The organism is Rhodococcus sp. NPDC060176 (genome assembly GCF_042728675.1).
Classification (GTDB): Bacteria; Actinomycetota; Actinomycetes; order Mycobacteriales; family Mycobacteriaceae; genus Rhodococcus_F.
The window spans coordinates 712,104-726,121 of the sequence record NZ_JBHWYS010000002.1; the positions used below are offsets into that span (position 1 = coordinate 712,104).

Here is a 14,018-nt window from a genome sequence, read left to right on the forward strand (position 1 = left end):
CGACGGACGTACCGTTCGCTCGAAGTGGGGGTGGTCCGAACAGTCCGAACTCGAGTGAGGGCGCGGGGCTAGGTGCCGGACGGCTTCGGGAGCCGCGTCATTCCGTAGACGTGGTCAGCGCGCACCGTGAGGATCTGTCGACGCTCCGCCACCATCGCTTCGCGGTACTCCTCCCAGTCTGGATGCTCCTGACCGCTGATGTCCCGGTAGAGCTCGACCAGTGCGTCCGACACTTCGTCGTGAGGATCGGCCGCCGCGGGTGTCACCACGGCAAGTCCTTCGATCACGGCATAGCTCCAGAAGTCGGGCGCGCTGACGTGGAGGGAAACCCGCGGATCACGCAGGGCATTACGGCTCTTGGCACGATCTGCGGTGATGGACACCGAAGCCGTCTTCGACTCGACGTCCCATCGATAGATGATGTTGGAAAGCTGCGGACGGCCGTCGCGTTTGACGGTCGCCAGCACGCCTTGCTTTCCCTCGGCCACAAGTGCGAACAACGCGTCGTCAGTGCCTGTGTCATTGCTCATAACTGCACCAACGACGCCGTGCGGCCGGTTTGTTCCGGAGGCAGTCCAGTTCGAAGATTGCGGACCGCAATCGCGCGACTGCTCTTCCCCCGATCGACGGCGGCGGACAAAGATGGTCGACATGGCAAATTCTCGCGACATTCTCCGGCTGACTGCGTTCAGTTCGGATCCCGCCGGCGGCAATCCGGCCGGCGTGCTGCTCGACGCCCGTGGGCTCGACGACTCCGAATTACAATCTGTTGCAGCCGAAATCGGGTATGCAGAGACGGCGTTTCTCACCGAACCGGCACTCGGAGACAACCCGCGCCACAGCCGTATCCGCTACTTCTCCCCCATCGCCGAAGTACCGTTCTGCGGTCATGCCACCATCGCGACAGCCGTAGCACTCACCGAGCGCGACGGCAGCGGGACCTTCACATTCGAAACACCGATCGGACCGGTATCCATCGACACGGCGACCGACGAAGACGGGCGATCCACCGCGACCTTCACCAGCGTCGAACCGTCGGTCACGCCGATCGATCATGCCGTGTTGACGGCACTGCTCGGGCTGATCGGCGTCGATTCGTCTGCACTGGACCAGCGGTATCCCGCCATGCTCTCGTACGCCGGCAACACGCACCCGATCGTTGTACTTCGTGATCAGGGGACGTTCGACGAGTTCACCTTCGATCCATCCGCAATGCGAACTCTGATGGACGCGCAGGGGTGGGCGGGCACGGTGACGATCCTGCATCCCCTCGACGACAACACCTTCGAAGCTCGAAATCTGTTTCCGGTCGGAAACATCGTCGAGGATCCCGCGACCGGGTCTGCAGCGGCGTCGACCGGCGGTTACCTGCGCAAACTCGAACCCGCGGCCACTCCTCGCCGGATCACCATCCACCAGGGCCGACACGTCGGGCGACCCAGCGTTCTCGCGGTCGAGATCCCGGTCGACGGCGGTATCGCGGTCACGGGCACCGCCGTGCCCATCACCGATCCGCGGTAGCTGCCCGGCGATGAGTTTCTCCGGGTCCGCAGGTCTACATCACCACACCGTCACAAGACCATGGCATCGAACCGGGAGAACATCATGTCTGCAATCGCGTCAACCGCACACAACCTCCACCTCACCAAGCCGCGTGCCGTACTCGGGGCCACCGTCATTGCCCTCGTCGCCAACCTGATCCTGTGGTTGATCGGCCTGGCATTGGGCGGATCGTTCGAGATGACAGATCAGGGAAAGGTGGCGAGCGTAGCTCCCGGCGGGGTCATCACACTGACGGTAGTGCCGTTGCTGGTCGGTTTGTCGCTCGCAATGTTGATCTCACTGAAGTGGGAGCCGATCATCCGCATCGCTCAGGTCGTGGGTGCAGTTTTTGCGCTCGGCACCATCGCTCTGACGATCGCCGCGGACTTCGACGCCGCCAGCACGGTCATGCTCGCTCTGATGCACGTGGTTGTCGCCGCGGGCGTCGTCGTCGCGCTCGAGGCTGTACGTCGGTCTCCGTCGAACTAGACCGCGGTTGGCGGCGCGGAATACGTCTCGACGATCTCGGCTGCCACGTCACGCAACCTGGTGTTCGTGGTCTGAGACTGCTTGCGCAGCATGTGAAATGCGGTGTCGGCGTCGATCCGATGGATGGCCATCAGCATGCCTTTGGCCTGTTCTATCGGCGCCCGGGTCTCGAGCGCGCGTTGCAAGGCATCAGCCACCGCCCTGGCAGATTTGAAGCGAGAGAAGTCGCCGATCGCACGTGAGACTGTTGTCGTGAGGATCTCCATGACGTCCGCGTCGACGCTGTCGAAGGCCGCTTGAGCGCGTCCGTACAGGTTGAACGAACCGAGCCGCTGATCCGGTGTGAAGAGCGGCGCCGCGAGAAATGACTTGATTCCTTCCTCTTTCGCCGCCGCCGCGAACCGTGGCCAGCGTTCCGCACTTCTCTCGGCGTCGACGACAACGGTTTCACCGGTTCGGGCTGCGTGCAGACACGGTCCGTCGCCGGCGTCGTACTGATCGACGTCGACGCGCAGAGTCCGCGAATCGGTGTGAACGGCGGTGTAGGTCTGTCCCGCCAGATCGATCGTGACGCCGATGCTGTCGGCCCCGTCGATGGCGTCGTTCGCGATTTCGACGGCGCGCTGGAGCAGGATCACGAGTTCGTCCTCGTCGCCGATACTTCCCCCGAGCGCTGCCAGCAACTCTCGGACCGCGCTTGCAGTCAGTCGAGTTTCCGCAGCCTCGACGGCGACGTCAGCGCCGGCTGCCGTCGCGTCGTCCGGCATCACCGACGGGACCGAATCCTCGGTTCGCGGGTCGAAGCCTCTGGGGTCGAAAGCGGTATCCACGACGAAGCATTCTTCCAGTTTCGAGGGCAGGAAGGAGAGTGAGTTCGGCGACAAAACCCGGCAAACCGGCGAGCTGTCATCGCCATCGGTGGAGTGCGGCGCCGAGATTTCTTCTCGCCCGAGTGTGTTGGCCGCGAACCGCGTCCGGGCTCAGTTCCAGAACTGTCGCGATCTGCGGATACGTCATACCCTCCACTTCCCGCAGGACCCAGGCGGCGCGCTGGTGTAGGGGCAGGCGATCGAGTTCGGATTCCAAGGCGTCGAGAAATGCTGTGCCGCATACTTCTTCGCTCGGATCGCGTAATCGGGGATCGGCTTCTTCGCGGAGTTCGTCCACGTCGGCGGCGCAGGAGCCGACTTTTCGATAGAAATCCGCGATCTTGCGAGAACAGATCGCGAACAACCACGTCTTGATGCTCGAGCGCCGCTGAAACCCCGGAAGTTGGCGCCACGCGGCAACGCACGTTTCCTGGACGATGTCGTCGACGTCACTCTCGCTCGCGAGCAGTCGACGGGCAAATCGATACAAGTGCGGGCCGTATCGGCGAACGATGACATCGAAGGCTGCGTGATCGCCGAGCATTGCCGAGTCGACCAGCACCTCGTCACTGAAGTCGGCCAGCAAGCCGTCGAATTGATCTGCCACCGCGCACACTCCTACTAGGGAGCCGTCGCGGGAGTGAGGCCTGGCTATTCTACCGCGTCCACGCAGACGTCCACATCGAAGCCTGCGGGAGCGCTCTCAGCCGTCGAGTGCGGAGGCAATGACGGGGAGCCCACGCGGCGCGCCGCCGTTGATCAGTTTCTCGAGCAGATCCTGGTCGAGATGCTGTTCCACAAGGTCGGCAAGCAGATCGAGTTGTTGCTCGCGCACGGCGGCAACCGAGGTGTCGGGTGCAACAACAAAACCGGTAACCGCGATCTCCCCCAGCAGACTGCGCCGATAGTCGTCACTTTCGAGGAGTCCGTGCCAGTGCGTTCCTCGAACAGACCCTCGCACGCTGCCTTCCGGTGCGCCTTCGGAACCCTCCAACAGTGGACGGTCGCCGTTGCGGACTACCCGGCCGTGATGAATCTCGTACCCGGACACCGAGATACCGTCTGCCATGCCGGTCACCTGCGCCAGTACCTTGTCGGGCGCGAACTCGATCTCGAGATCCAGCAGTCCGAGTCCCGCCGTGGTACCCGATCCCGATTCGACGTCGTCGACGATGGACTTGCCCAGCATCTGATAGCCACCGCAGATTCCCAGCACTGCCTGCCCGCGACCTGCGCGAGCGATGATCTCGTCGGCCAGACCGGTACTGCGCAACCACTCGAGATCACTGACAGTGGACTTGCTCCCCGGAATCACCACGAGGTCCGCGTCACGAATACGCGCCGCGTCGGCGATCCACGAAACCGCAACGCCCGGTTCACATGCCAGCGCCTCGACATCCGTCGAATTGGAGATCCTCGGCAGCCTGATCGCGGCGACGCTCAACCACCGATCCCCCAGAGGCGGACGCGGTCGGCCGACGGGAGCATTCCCGGTCACCCCCAACGAGTCTTCGGCATCGAGCCAGAGGTCGTCGGCAAAAGGAATCACGCCGAGTGTCGGCCGACCGGTGAGGCTGTGCAGTTGTTCGAGGCCGGGTTCCAACAGGGCAACGTCGCCGCGGAATTTGTTGATCACGAACCCGGCGATCAACGACTGATCGCTCGGCGAGAGCACCGCTACGGTGCCGAAAAGATGGGCCAGAACGCCGCCGCGATCGATGTCACCGACGACGATGACCGGAATCCGTGCGGCCTCTGCCAACCCCATGTTGGCAAGATCCGTTGCGCGTAGGTTGATTTCGGCCGGTGAACCGGCGCCTTCACAGATCACGACGTCGAACTCGGATCGAAGCGATTCGAGATCCTCGGCCACGACTCCTCGAAGCCACTGGCGATGCTGCATGTAGTCGCGAGCACCCACCGTGGTCGTCGCCTTGCCCCGAACGACAAGCTGCGACGTCCGGTCACTGCCCGGCTTGAGCAGCACCGGATTGAATCGAACACTCGGTTCGAGCCCGCACGCCCGTGCCTGAAGGGCCTGCGCACGGCCGATCTCTCCGCCGTCGAGCGTGACGACGGAATTGTTCGACATGTTCTGTGCTTTGAAGGGCGCCACTCGGACGCCTCGACGCGCCAACATGCGACACAATCCGGCCACCAGAACGCTCTTGCCGGCGTCGGACGTTGTGCCCGCTACCAGCAGAGCGCCATGCATCTGCGAACTCAAGGCAGGGTGAGAATCTCTGCACCGCTCTCGGTGACCACCAGGGTGTGCTCGAACTGTGCCGTCCACTTGCGATCCTTGGTGACGACGGTCCAGCCGTCCTCCCAGATCTCGTAGTCGATACCACCGAGGTTGATCATCGGTTCGATCGTGAAGACCATGCCCGGTTCGATGATGGTCTCGACCGCGGGCTCGTCGTAGTGCAGGATCACGAGACCGTTGTGGAAGGTCTCGCCGATTCCGTGCCCGGTGAAGTCCCGTACGACGCCGTACCCGAAGCGGTGGGCGTACGACTCGATGACGCGTCCGATCACGTTGAGCGCGCGGCCGGGCTTGACGGCTTTGATGGCTCGCATCGTTGCCTCGTGGGTGCGCTCGACGAGCAAGCGGTTCTCCTCGGACACATCACCGGCAAGGAACGTCGCGTTGGTGTCCCCGTGTACCCCGTTGATGTACGCGGTGACGTCGATGTTGACGATGTCGCCGTCCTGGATCACGGTCGAGTCCGGGATTCCGTGGCAGATCACCTCGTTGAGGGACGTGCAGCACGACTTGGGAAAGCTCTTGTAGCCCAGCGTCGACGGGTAGGCGCCGTGGTCGAGCATGAACTCGTGTGCGATGCGGTCGAGCTCGTCGGTCGTGGTACCGGGAGCCACCGCCTTGCCGGCTTCCTGCAGTGCGCCTGCGGCGATCTTGCTGGCGATGCGCATCGCCTCGATCGTCTCCGGCGTCTGAACCCAGGGCTCGTTGCCCTCTTTGGCGGTCGGCTTCCACGCGTACTCGGGCCGCTCGATCTTCGAGGGCACTGCGAGGACGGGAGAGACGGTTCCAGGGACCAATGGGGTGCGCACAGACATGCAGAACAGCCTAGACCTCGCGTCGCCCGTCAGCCGGATGCACTCCAGTTCCGGAAAACAGGATCGACGAGAATTCTGACGGGGGTCGACATCGTCTGTCCGAATTTCTCGAAGAGTTCGTCACGGGATTCGAAGGTGCCCAGATCACGGCCGACGAATTCGGAGAAGTCCAAGCAATCACATGAAACCGACTTACCCCAACTGACCGGAGCACGTCCGATTGCGTCGAACAGAGTTTCCTCGCCGGCGTTCGTGAACGGTTCGACAGACGAGACCGCAGAGACATTTGGAAGGGCCGGGGGTGAAACGATCTCGGAGATGTCCCGCCAGCGTCCGTCGACCAGGAATTCTGGCCAGGCCAGCAGCACTGATTTCGGAATCACCGCATGTAGATGCCGAAATCTTGGATACCAGAACTCCCCGCGGAGTACGAGACCGCGTACTCGGGTGGCGATACCGTGGCGGCGAGCCAACGCTTCGACGACGGCAAGTCTCTGACTGCACGATCCGCGTCCTCGACTCAATGTCACCGACACAGGTTGCCGGTCGTCGAGCCCGTAGACCGCCCGAATCCTTGCGCCGACGCTGCGATGCGCCGACACCACGAACTCCCGCGCCGACTGGATTGCACCTCCCGCAATGTCGTCGTAGAGGCGGGCCACGTCGCCGTTGCCCCAGTCGAGAATCGGCGTCGCGGCTACATCGCCACCCGACGCGTCGTGGCGGATGTCACCGTCGCGGATCCCGCCGAGCAGCACGCACGTCATGGCTCAACAGTAGTGCGCGACCGGAATCCGTCGAGCCTGACAGAATCCGACCCGTGAAGAAATGGCTGCTGTTGATCACCGCGATCCTGACCGAGGTGTCTGCGACCCTGTCGTTGCGCGCGGCCCTCGATCACCCCGCCTGGTACGTCGTAGTCGTCGCCGGATATCTGGCGGCGTTCACCGCTTTGTCGTTCGTCCTACGAGAGGGCATGGGACTCGGTGTTGCATACGGAATCTGGGGCGCAACCGGAGTCGTCCTGACCGCGGTGTTCGCGACTGCCCTTTTCGGGGATCCTCTGACCGCCACCATGGGCGTTGGGATTGCATTGGTCATCGGCGGAGTGCTGTGCGTCGAACTCGGCTCTCAGGCAGCTGCCGATAGCGGACCGGCGGACCCGGCATGACCTTCGTGTTTCTGATCGCTGCGATTATTTCCGAGGTCACCGCAACACTCTCACTGAGGATGGCGTCGCAGGACGGCAGCGACAAGCGTTGGCTTGCGGTTGTCACCGTGGGGTATCTCGCCGCTTTTGCCTTCCTCACACTCGCACTCGACGCGGGCCTGACGATCGGCGTTGCGTACGGCATCTGGACGGCGTGCGGGGTGGCGCTGACGGCAATCGCATCCCGCATTCTCTTTCGCGAACCGCTGACCAAACTGATGATCGTGGGGATCTGTCTCATCGCCGCAGGCGTGCTTCTCATCGAACTCGGAGCGGGTCACTGAGCCCAGCACATTTCAGTGTAAGGTTTACCTAACTTTGTTCTGGAGGTAGTCCGCGGTGCTGATCCCTGCCCTTCGTGAAATCGACGACGGTCCACACCTGGACGACGGTCCCCACGTGTGGGAAGCCGACCGCCACACTCCGATGGCGCGTGCCGTCCCGGCGCCATTTCAACTGACGACGTACATCGTCGAGACCGACCACATCACCCGGTGGCCACAGCACGCTCATGCCGAGCACGAACTGATCTGGTCCGACCGGGGCGTCGTCAACATGATCATCGACAATCAACTCTGGACCGTCACGCCCGGCGTCGGCCTGTGGATCCCTCGTGGAGTCCTCCACGAAGGTCAAGCCAATCCCCACGTCGCATTCCGTGCCACCCTCTTCACGCCCGAGTTGTGGACTCCCGCCTGGAACGAACCGTGCATCGTGACGTTGAGTGAAGCCGCCCGGGTACTGCTCATCCACCTCGCGCACACCGGAATGCCTGCCGAACAACGTCTTCGGGCGCAGCAGGTCTGCGTCGATCTCCTCACTCCCGCATCGGCTCCGCATTTCGACGTGCCGATCCCCCGCGATCCGCGGATACGGATACTCGTCGACAAGGTGCTGTCGGACCCCGCCGACGATCGATCACTCGATCAGTGGGCGCACGTTCTCAACCTCAGCCGACGCACGGTCACCAGGATTTTTGCCGCGGAACTCGCCCTGAGTTTTGCGCAGTGGCGCACTCTGGTTCGCATGAGCACAGCCCTCGGCATGCTCGGGACCGGGATGAGTGTGAACTCCGTGAGCCGTCGAGTCGGGTATGGGACGTCGAGCTCCTTCATCGCTGCGTTTCGTAAGACGGTCGGCTACACCCCCGGCAATGCCCTCGCCTCCGTCAATTGACTCGAGCCTGACCTGTTGTCGACATCTGCTGGCCCCTTCGCTACACGAACGCGCCTTACATTCGCTTAGGTAAGCCTGCTCTCATATGCACCTGCGATGAGTCGTGCAAGCACTTCCCCGATCAATCCCGAGGAGTTTCGCGTGTTCAGATCTGCCCGTCAGAGAATTCGTCCCCAGCGGAGGCGAAAAATCGTTGTTGCGCTGATGCTGGCGGCGGCACTGCCTCTGACCGCCTGCACACAGTCGTCATCGGACGCCCAGGAGAATAGTTCGTCGGCATCCGCCGTCGAGGACGGCGCATTTCCCGTCTCGATCAAACACGCATTCGGCGAGACCACCATCGACAAGGAACCGACACGGATCCTCACCCTCGATTCCGCGGCGGCAGACACCGTCATCGCCCTCGGCGTCACCCCGATCGCGATGCAGAAGGACTCGTGGGCCGGCGACGCCGACGGGTTCCTGCCGTGGACGCGGGCCGAACTCGAAAAGTCAGGCCAGACGCTGCCCACCCCCGCGCCGTACTACTCCGACAGCGGTGAGCTTCTGTTCGAGCAGATTCTCAATGCCGCGCCCGATCTGATTCTTGCCCCGTACTCGGGCTTCTCCGAGCAGGATTACCAGCGGCTGAGCTCGATCGCACCTACCCTTCCCTACGACACCAAGCCGTATCAGCCGAGCTCGTGGCAAAACCTCGCCACCGATGTGGGCAAGGCCCTCGGCCGTCCCGCTCAGACCGCGGCGCTGATCAAGTCGGTTGAGGAAACGGTTCAGGAGTCGAAGGCGAGCCATCCGGAATTCAACGGAGTCACCTTTGCCTTCGGGTCCTATATCCGCGAGGGAGAAACCGAAACCGCCATCTACGGCCCGGACGATCCACGCGTCAAGTTTGTCGAAAACCTCGGGCTCACAGTCGCTCCCGACGTGGTCAACGGTGCCAAGAACTTCGCCGGCGACTCGTTCTTGTTCGGCATCAGCATGGAGAAGCTCGATACGATCAACACCGACGTTTATCTCGGATGGGCAAGCGATCAGTCGGAAGTCGACAGCACGTTGGCCAACACCCTGTTCGCACGGTGGCCCGTCATCGCCAACGGAAAAGACTTGTGGATCACCGACAATCGCCTGACGGCCGCAACCATGTACGTCAGTGTTCTGAGCGTCCCGTGGGCAACCGACCAGCTGGTCCCCCAGTTGACCGAACTGGTTGCGAAGTAGCAGCTCGACCCTCCTGATCAGAGATTTGAAGGCCACTCACTGCGCAGCTTTGCAAAAACCACAGTGTCGGTCCACTCGTTCTTGATCCACGCATTCTGCCGAAAATGCGCCTCTCGCCGCATCCCGATTCGCCGCGCGAGTCGTGCCGAGGATTCGTTTCTCGCATCCATCTGCGCGACCACACGGCGTAATCGGGGTGTTGCGAACACCAGGTCGATCAGAGCGGTCACAGCTTCCGTCGCGAATCCTCGGCCGCCGAAGTCGGGCGAGAATGCCCACCCGACTTCAGCAGTGTGCGCGGTTTCGGCTGTGCAACCCGATTCCTCGACTAGCCAGGCACTCACACTTCCGACAACCCGGCCGTCACATTCAACGGCAAGTGCTACCACTCCGGCCGCAAGGTCACGGCGAGAGATCCTCGTCAGCACAGCCTCTCGAGCCTCCACGAGATCCCAGGGCTCGTTGAGCAAATACCGGCATACGTCGCTGCGCCCGTAGAAGGTGAGGAGATCCCGGTCATCGCCAGGACGGTAGGTACGAAGCACCAACCGATCCGTCCGAATCATTTCCGGTGCAGTCGTCGTGGCCCCACCTACGTCCGCCATATCCATGCCGACACGGTAGGTTCTTTCGAATTCGTAGGCGAATGAATATCGCAATGCCGTGCAGCGCTCAATGTTTGATTTGCCCTCCGACGGGCTACTTCACCACCGTAAATGGTCGGAATACGGAGTTATGCCAGGCAATTTCGCACTTGATACCAAGGGGCGCTCATGTCCGAGGATTCACTGGTAAAGCAGGGTGTGGCAAAAGGAAGCGCCCTGGGCGGAGCGGTCCTCCTCGTCACTGTCGGTGTGCTCGAAATTCTCCAAGGCATCTCGGCGATATCCGAGGACGACGTTATTGTCGTCGGCCCGGAATACGCGTACCAATTCGACCTCACCTCCTGGGGATGGATTCACCTCGCACTCGGCGTGCTCGTCACCGCTGTCGGAATCATGCTCTTCACCGGCGCGACGTGGGCACGGGTAGGCGCGATAATCTTCTGTTCTCTGTCAATCCTCGCGAATTTCCTGTGGTTACCCCACTCGCCGTGGTGGTCGATCACCATCATCGCGCTCGACGTGTTCGTCATCTGGGCTGTCGCGACATGGAATCCCGACGTGATCTGAGGCCACACCTTCGGTTCCACCCATCGAGTTCAACGGTTTCATCTGTGCGGCAGCAGTTTCCCTCCGGAGAGGAACATGATGGCAAACGGCACGAGCGACGGCCCACTCCACGAGGACGAACGTGCCGAACTAGCCCGGTTACGCGAAGAAGTAGCAACACTTCGCGAGCAGACTCCCAGCGCCCGCGAAACGACCGTCGAGCAAGTCTCCCGACCACCTCGACACGGGTTGCGGTGGACAGCGGTGACAATCCTGCTGGTGCTGGTAGCACTACTCGCCGTCTTGTCGGTTACCACCCGGTTCGTTCGAAGTCAGATCCTCGACACGGACCGCTACGTCAGCACGGTAGCGCCGCTGGGTGAGAATCCAGCAGTGCAAGCGGAGATCACGAATCAAGTCACGGACGAGATCTTCGATCGCGTCGACGTCGAGGGGCTCACCACCGAGGCACTCACCGCATTGACGGACGTTTCGAATCTCGCAGCCAATGCGCCTCGCGTGGACCAGGCACTGGTGGGTTTGGCACCGGTGATCGCCGGCCAGGCGAAGAGTTTCGTCCACGACACAGTGGGCTCACTCGTACAGACGCAGCAGTTCGAAGACCTGTGGATTCAAGCCAACCGAGCGGCGCACAACTCTCTCGTCGCAGTGATGACCGGAAACTACGGCCCCGACTCCGTCGAGGTCGACCAGAGCGGAACCGTCAGCATTTCACTGAGCACGATCATCGACCGGGTGAAAACGGCCTTGACCGACCGCGGCTTCGCTTTTGCAGACAAAATCCCCTCCGTGGACAAGGAATTTGTACTCTTCCAGTCCCCCGAACTGGTGAAGGCCCAGCGAGCTGTCTCGGCACTCGACAAAGTGTCGTCGGTGTTGCCATGGCTGGGAATCGCCTGCGCCGCAGCCGCAGTCGCCGTTGCCCCCAGCGGTCGAAGGCTCCGTGCACTGTCCCTGGTCGGCCTGTCGATCGCCTTGGGAATGCTTGTTCTCGCGATCGGAATTCTGATCGGGCGTGCAATCTACCTCGACAGTGTCCCCACCGACATTCTCTCGCCCGACGCCGCCACAGCGGTCATCGACACTGTTCTGGTGCCGCTGCGGACGAGCCTGCGCGCGGTTGCGGTCCTCGGCGTGGTGGTGGGACTCGGCGCCTACCTCGTCGGTGGGTCGTCGTCGGCGATCGCGGTTCGTCGAGGCTACGGGCAGGCGTTGGACTTCGTCCGCCATTCTGCAAGCGGCCGTAGGCCGAATCAGGTCGAGCGATGGGCCAATCAGCTTCGTGTTCCGCTGCGCTGCACAATCATCGGCATCGCCGCACTGTTGCTGCTTTTCTGGCGCTACCCCACCGGATTGGTCGTGGGCTGGATCGTCGTGATTGCCTTGGTCGCACTCGTCGCACTGGAAGTGCTGGTTCGTCCTGCCCGCGCTGCCGCACAGGAAAACGAGAAAACTACGCCAGCGCCTTTGCCTTGATGGCCTGGAATTCCTGTTCGTTGATCGCGCCGGAGTCGAGAAGCTCTCTGGCGTCGGCGATCTGCTGAGTCGGAGATTTGCCGGCGACGGTTCGGATGTAGTCACTTTGCGCGTGTATGTGCTGTTGGGCGGCCTCCATCGACCGCCGAGTCATTCCGTCATTCTTGACGACCACGTAGATCATTGCGGACAAGAATGGAATGACGAAGAGGAATATCATCCATAAAGCTTTGGCCCAGCCCGAAGTCTCGTGATCACGGAACAAGTCGGTGATGATCGAGAACAGCACACTCAAGTAGGCCACAAACGCAAAGCAAACGAAGATGAACCAGAAGAATTCCCAGAAGCCTTCCATGTCAACGCTCCCTGTACTCGGTTTCCACATCAGGAGTCGGGAGACTGACGTTCCGCGCCTGAAATCCGCATGCGGCCAGAACTCCCTGGTCCAAGGTCATTTCAGTATGCGCCGACGACGTCCGTTCCGGCTACAGCTCGAGTGAGTTCAGGCTCGCCGACCGCTCATCCAGTATCGGAATCACGATTCTCCGATTCAAGATCTCTTGTGTGGCCGCCTTTTCGACGAGGAGAGGTACGAAGTCACGGATCCGACAGCCGACAAAGCGCTCGTGAATTTTGCGCACTCTGGCTTCGATCTCCGCTGGCGAAACGGCGGGATAGCGGGAAATCAGGCGAGTGATCACCCGCTCGACGTGGAGCAACTCTTCGTCGCCAGTCATCCATTAATGGCCGTCCGTCCAGACGAGCACGTCAAGACTCGAAACAGGTTCGAAAACAACACGATTCGGGTCTCGATCACGGGGAGAATAGGTTGACCGAATACGGGGCATACACATACGAGCGGACGATCCCCGCACGCTCACGATGCGCTCACGATGGCAGGGAGTCGAAGTGGGAAAGAACGCTCGGACTCGCCGCGACGACACGGCGTCGATTCTTCACGACGACGCGGCACCCGTCGCAGAAAAGCCGATGAAGAACAAGGCGTACCGCCGCGAACTCAAGCCATTGCACGGCGAACTCGTGGCTTTGCAGGAGTGGGTCAAATCGTCTGGCGCCAAGGTCTGCGTCGTGTTCGAGGGCCGAGATACCGCGGGGAAGGGCGGTGTCATCAAGGCCATCACCGAGCGAGTGAGTCCGCGAGTATTCCGGGTCGTTGCGCTGCCCGCCCCGACCGAACGAGAACACTCGCAGATGTACGTCCAGCGTTACGTCCCGCATCTTCCGGCGGCTGGTGAGATCGTCATCTTCGACCGAAGTTGGTACAACCGTGCCGGTGTCGAACGGGTGATGGGCTTTTGCACCGAAGAACAGGCACATCAGTTTCTCCAGCTCATTCCGACCGTCGAGCGCGCGATCGTGGAATCCGGCGTCATTCTGCTCAAGTACTGGCTCGAGGTCAGCGAAGAGCAGCAGCTTCTGCGTTTGCAAAGCCGAATCGACGACCCTCGAAAGATCTGGAAGCTGTCAGATCTGGATCTGAAGTCGTTCAGTCATTGGTACGACTACTCGCGTGCCCGCGACGAGATGTTTCGCTTCACCGACACCGGCTGGGCACCTTGGTATGTCGCGAACAACGACGACAAGAAACGCGGGCGACTCAACATCATCAGCCACATTCTGAGTCAGATCCCTTACGAACCGTTGCAATCGACTGACATCACGTTGCCGAAGCGGCAGAAGGCCCACGGCTACCAGGCGCCCAAACAACCGCTGCACTGGATTCCGACCCGGTATTGACGATCGCCAAGGAAAGGACGTGCGGTC

General features: G+C 61.7%; 18 protein-coding genes. 9 read left to right on the forward strand and 9 right to left on the reverse strand.

Annotated elements, in window-relative coordinates; translation table 11 throughout:
- Positions 1 to 68: 68 nt before the first annotated feature.
- On the reverse strand, positions 69 to 530 hold the full coding sequence (locus ACFWEM_RS11640; protein WP_378449484.1) for a PPOX class F420-dependent oxidoreductase: 462 nt from the start codon (positions 528 to 530) through the stop codon (positions 69 to 71).
- 121 nt (positions 531 to 651) lie between these two features.
- Between ACFWEM_RS11640 and ACFWEM_RS11645 the strand changes: the two genes are divergently transcribed.
- Positions 652 to 1,521, forward strand: coding sequence for a PhzF family phenazine biosynthesis protein (locus tag ACFWEM_RS11645; RefSeq protein ID WP_378533648.1), 870 nt, complete (start codon positions 652 to 654; stop codon positions 1,519 to 1,521).
- An 84-nt stretch (positions 1,522 to 1,605) separates the two neighbouring features.
- Positions 1,606 to 2,031 (forward strand): DUF6069 family protein, encoded by a 426-nt coding sequence (locus ACFWEM_RS11650; protein ID WP_378449486.1) that lies wholly within the window; start codon positions 1,606 to 1,608, stop codon positions 2,029 to 2,031.
- Here the strand turns inward: ACFWEM_RS11650 and ACFWEM_RS11655 are convergent.
- From ACFWEM_RS11655 to ACFWEM_RS11675, 5 genes are all read right to left on the reverse strand, one after another.
- The gene (locus ACFWEM_RS11655; RefSeq protein ID WP_378533650.1) at positions 2,028 to 2,861 is read right to left on the reverse strand and encodes an ANTAR domain-containing protein; all 834 of its coding nucleotides are present in this window, start codon (positions 2,859 to 2,861) and stop codon (positions 2,028 to 2,030) included. The genes ACFWEM_RS11650 and ACFWEM_RS11655 overlap by 4 nt on opposite strands.
- Positions 2,862 to 2,937: 76 nt before the next feature.
- Positions 2,938 to 3,507, reverse strand: coding sequence for an RNA polymerase sigma factor (locus ACFWEM_RS11660; protein ID WP_378449488.1), 570 nt, complete (start codon positions 3,505 to 3,507; stop codon positions 2,938 to 2,940).
- Positions 3,508 to 3,603: 96 nt separating this feature from the next.
- Positions 3,604 to 5,115, reverse strand: a complete 1,512-nt coding sequence (locus tag ACFWEM_RS11665; RefSeq protein ID WP_378533652.1) for a cobyric acid synthase — start codon at positions 5,113 to 5,115, stop codon at positions 3,604 to 3,606.
- Positions 5,116 to 5,123: 8 nt separating this feature from the next.
- Positions 5,124 to 5,981 carry a type I methionyl aminopeptidase gene (gene map / locus ACFWEM_RS11670; protein ID WP_378533654.1) on the reverse strand — a complete coding sequence of 286 codons (858 nt, stop codon included), beginning with the start codon at positions 5,979 to 5,981 and terminating at the stop codon, positions 5,124 to 5,126.
- A gap of 29 nt (positions 5,982 to 6,010) precedes the next feature.
- Entirely contained in the window at positions 6,011 to 6,748 is a 738-nt protein-coding gene (locus tag ACFWEM_RS11675) for a transglutaminase domain-containing protein (protein WP_378533656.1), read from the reverse strand.
- Between the two features lie 53 nt (positions 6,749 to 6,801).
- Between ACFWEM_RS11675 and ACFWEM_RS11680 the strand changes: the two genes are divergently transcribed.
- From ACFWEM_RS11680 to ACFWEM_RS11695, 4 genes are all read left to right on the forward strand, one after another.
- A complete protein-coding gene (locus ACFWEM_RS11680) occupies positions 6,802 to 7,152 on the forward strand; it encodes a DMT family transporter (RefSeq protein WP_378533658.1) in 351 nt (116 codons plus the stop codon).
- Entirely contained in the window at positions 7,149 to 7,475 is a 327-nt protein-coding gene (locus tag ACFWEM_RS11685; RefSeq protein ID WP_378533660.1) for a DMT family transporter, read from the forward strand. The genes ACFWEM_RS11680 and ACFWEM_RS11685 overlap by 4 nt, the downstream gene beginning before the upstream one ends.
- Positions 7,476 to 7,530: 55 nt before the next feature.
- Complete coding sequence (locus ACFWEM_RS11690) at positions 7,531 to 8,367, forward strand: AraC family transcriptional regulator (protein WP_378533662.1); 837 nt, start codon at positions 7,531 to 7,533, stop codon at positions 8,365 to 8,367.
- Between the two features lie 141 nt (positions 8,368 to 8,508).
- Entirely contained in the window at positions 8,509 to 9,585 is a 1,077-nt protein-coding gene (locus tag ACFWEM_RS11695) for an ABC transporter substrate-binding protein (protein ID WP_378533664.1), read from the forward strand.
- A gap of 17 nt (positions 9,586 to 9,602) precedes the next feature.
- On the opposite strand, the gene ACFWEM_RS11700 is transcribed toward ACFWEM_RS11695, so the two are convergent.
- Entirely contained in the window at positions 9,603 to 10,196 is a 594-nt protein-coding gene (locus ACFWEM_RS11700; RefSeq protein ID WP_378533666.1) for a GNAT family N-acetyltransferase, read from the reverse strand.
- A gap of 162 nt (positions 10,197 to 10,358) precedes the next feature.
- Between ACFWEM_RS11700 and ACFWEM_RS11705 the strand changes: the two genes are divergently transcribed.
- Together ACFWEM_RS11705 and ACFWEM_RS11710 are read left to right on the forward strand one after the other, a co-directional pair.
- A complete protein-coding gene (locus ACFWEM_RS11705; RefSeq protein WP_378449497.1) occupies positions 10,359 to 10,757 on the forward strand; it encodes a hypothetical protein in 399 nt (132 codons plus the stop codon).
- 78 nt (positions 10,758 to 10,835) lie between these two features.
- Complete coding sequence (locus ACFWEM_RS11710) at positions 10,836 to 12,233, forward strand: hypothetical protein (RefSeq protein ID WP_378533668.1); 1,398 nt, start codon at positions 10,836 to 10,838, stop codon at positions 12,231 to 12,233.
- Here ACFWEM_RS11710 and ACFWEM_RS11715 read toward each other — a convergent pair.
- Together ACFWEM_RS11715 and ACFWEM_RS11720 are read right to left on the reverse strand one after the other, a co-directional pair.
- Positions 12,211 to 12,588 carry an SHOCT domain-containing protein gene (locus tag ACFWEM_RS11715; protein WP_378533670.1) on the reverse strand — a complete coding sequence of 126 codons (378 nt, stop codon included), beginning with the start codon at positions 12,586 to 12,588 and terminating at the stop codon, positions 12,211 to 12,213. The two genes, ACFWEM_RS11710 and ACFWEM_RS11715, sit on opposite strands and share 23 nt — an antisense overlap.
- 130 nt (positions 12,589 to 12,718) lie before the next feature.
- Entirely contained in the window at positions 12,719 to 12,970 is a 252-nt protein-coding gene (locus tag ACFWEM_RS11720; protein WP_378533672.1) for a three-helix bundle dimerization domain-containing protein, read from the reverse strand.
- Positions 12,971 to 13,142: 172 nt separating this feature from the next.
- Here ACFWEM_RS11720 and ppk2 point away from each other — a divergent pair, with 172 nt between their 5' ends.
- Positions 13,143 to 13,991 carry a polyphosphate kinase 2 gene (ppk2, locus tag ACFWEM_RS11725; RefSeq protein WP_378533674.1) on the forward strand — a complete coding sequence of 283 codons (849 nt, stop codon included), beginning with the start codon at positions 13,143 to 13,145 and terminating at the stop codon, positions 13,989 to 13,991.
- The last annotated feature ends 27 nt before the right edge of the window (positions 13,992 to 14,018 follow it).

Excerpts from the sequence above, each read along its gene's own strand:
- ACFWEM_RS11640 (WP_378449484.1), bottom strand. The coding sequence starts at position 530 with ATGAGCAATGACACAGGCACTGACGACGCGTTGTTCGCACTTGTGGCC.
- ACFWEM_RS11645 (WP_378533648.1), top strand. The coding sequence starts at position 652 with ATGGCAAATTCTCGCGACATTCTCCGGCTGACTGCGTTCAGTTCGGAT.
- ACFWEM_RS11650 (WP_378449486.1), top strand. The coding sequence starts at position 1,606 with ATGTCTGCAATCGCGTCAACCGCACACAACCTCCACCTCACCAAGCCG.
- ACFWEM_RS11665 (WP_378533652.1), bottom strand. The coding sequence starts at position 5,115 with ATGCATGGCGCTCTGCTGGTAGCGGGCACAACGTCCGACGCCGGCAAG.
- map (WP_378533654.1), bottom strand. The coding sequence starts at position 5,981 with ATGTCTGTGCGCACCCCATTGGTCCCTGGAACCGTCTCTCCCGTCCTC.
- ACFWEM_RS11675 (WP_378533656.1), bottom strand. The coding sequence starts at position 6,748 with ATGACGTGCGTGCTGCTCGGCGGGATCCGCGACGGTGACATCCGCCAC.
- ACFWEM_RS11685 (WP_378533660.1), top strand. The coding sequence starts at position 7,149 with ATGACCTTCGTGTTTCTGATCGCTGCGATTATTTCCGAGGTCACCGCA.
- ACFWEM_RS11700 (WP_378533666.1), bottom strand. The coding sequence starts at position 10,196 with ATGGATATGGCGGACGTAGGTGGGGCCACGACGACTGCACCGGAAATG.
- ACFWEM_RS11705 (WP_378449497.1), top strand. The coding sequence starts at position 10,359 with ATGTCCGAGGATTCACTGGTAAAGCAGGGTGTGGCAAAAGGAAGCGCC.
- ACFWEM_RS11710 (WP_378533668.1), top strand. The coding sequence starts at position 10,836 with ATGGCAAACGGCACGAGCGACGGCCCACTCCACGAGGACGAACGTGCC.
- ACFWEM_RS11715 (WP_378533670.1), bottom strand. The coding sequence starts at position 12,588 with ATGGAAGGCTTCTGGGAATTCTTCTGGTTCATCTTCGTTTGCTTTGCG.
- ACFWEM_RS11720 (WP_378533672.1), bottom strand. The coding sequence starts at position 12,970 with ATGACTGGCGACGAAGAGTTGCTCCACGTCGAGCGGGTGATCACTCGC.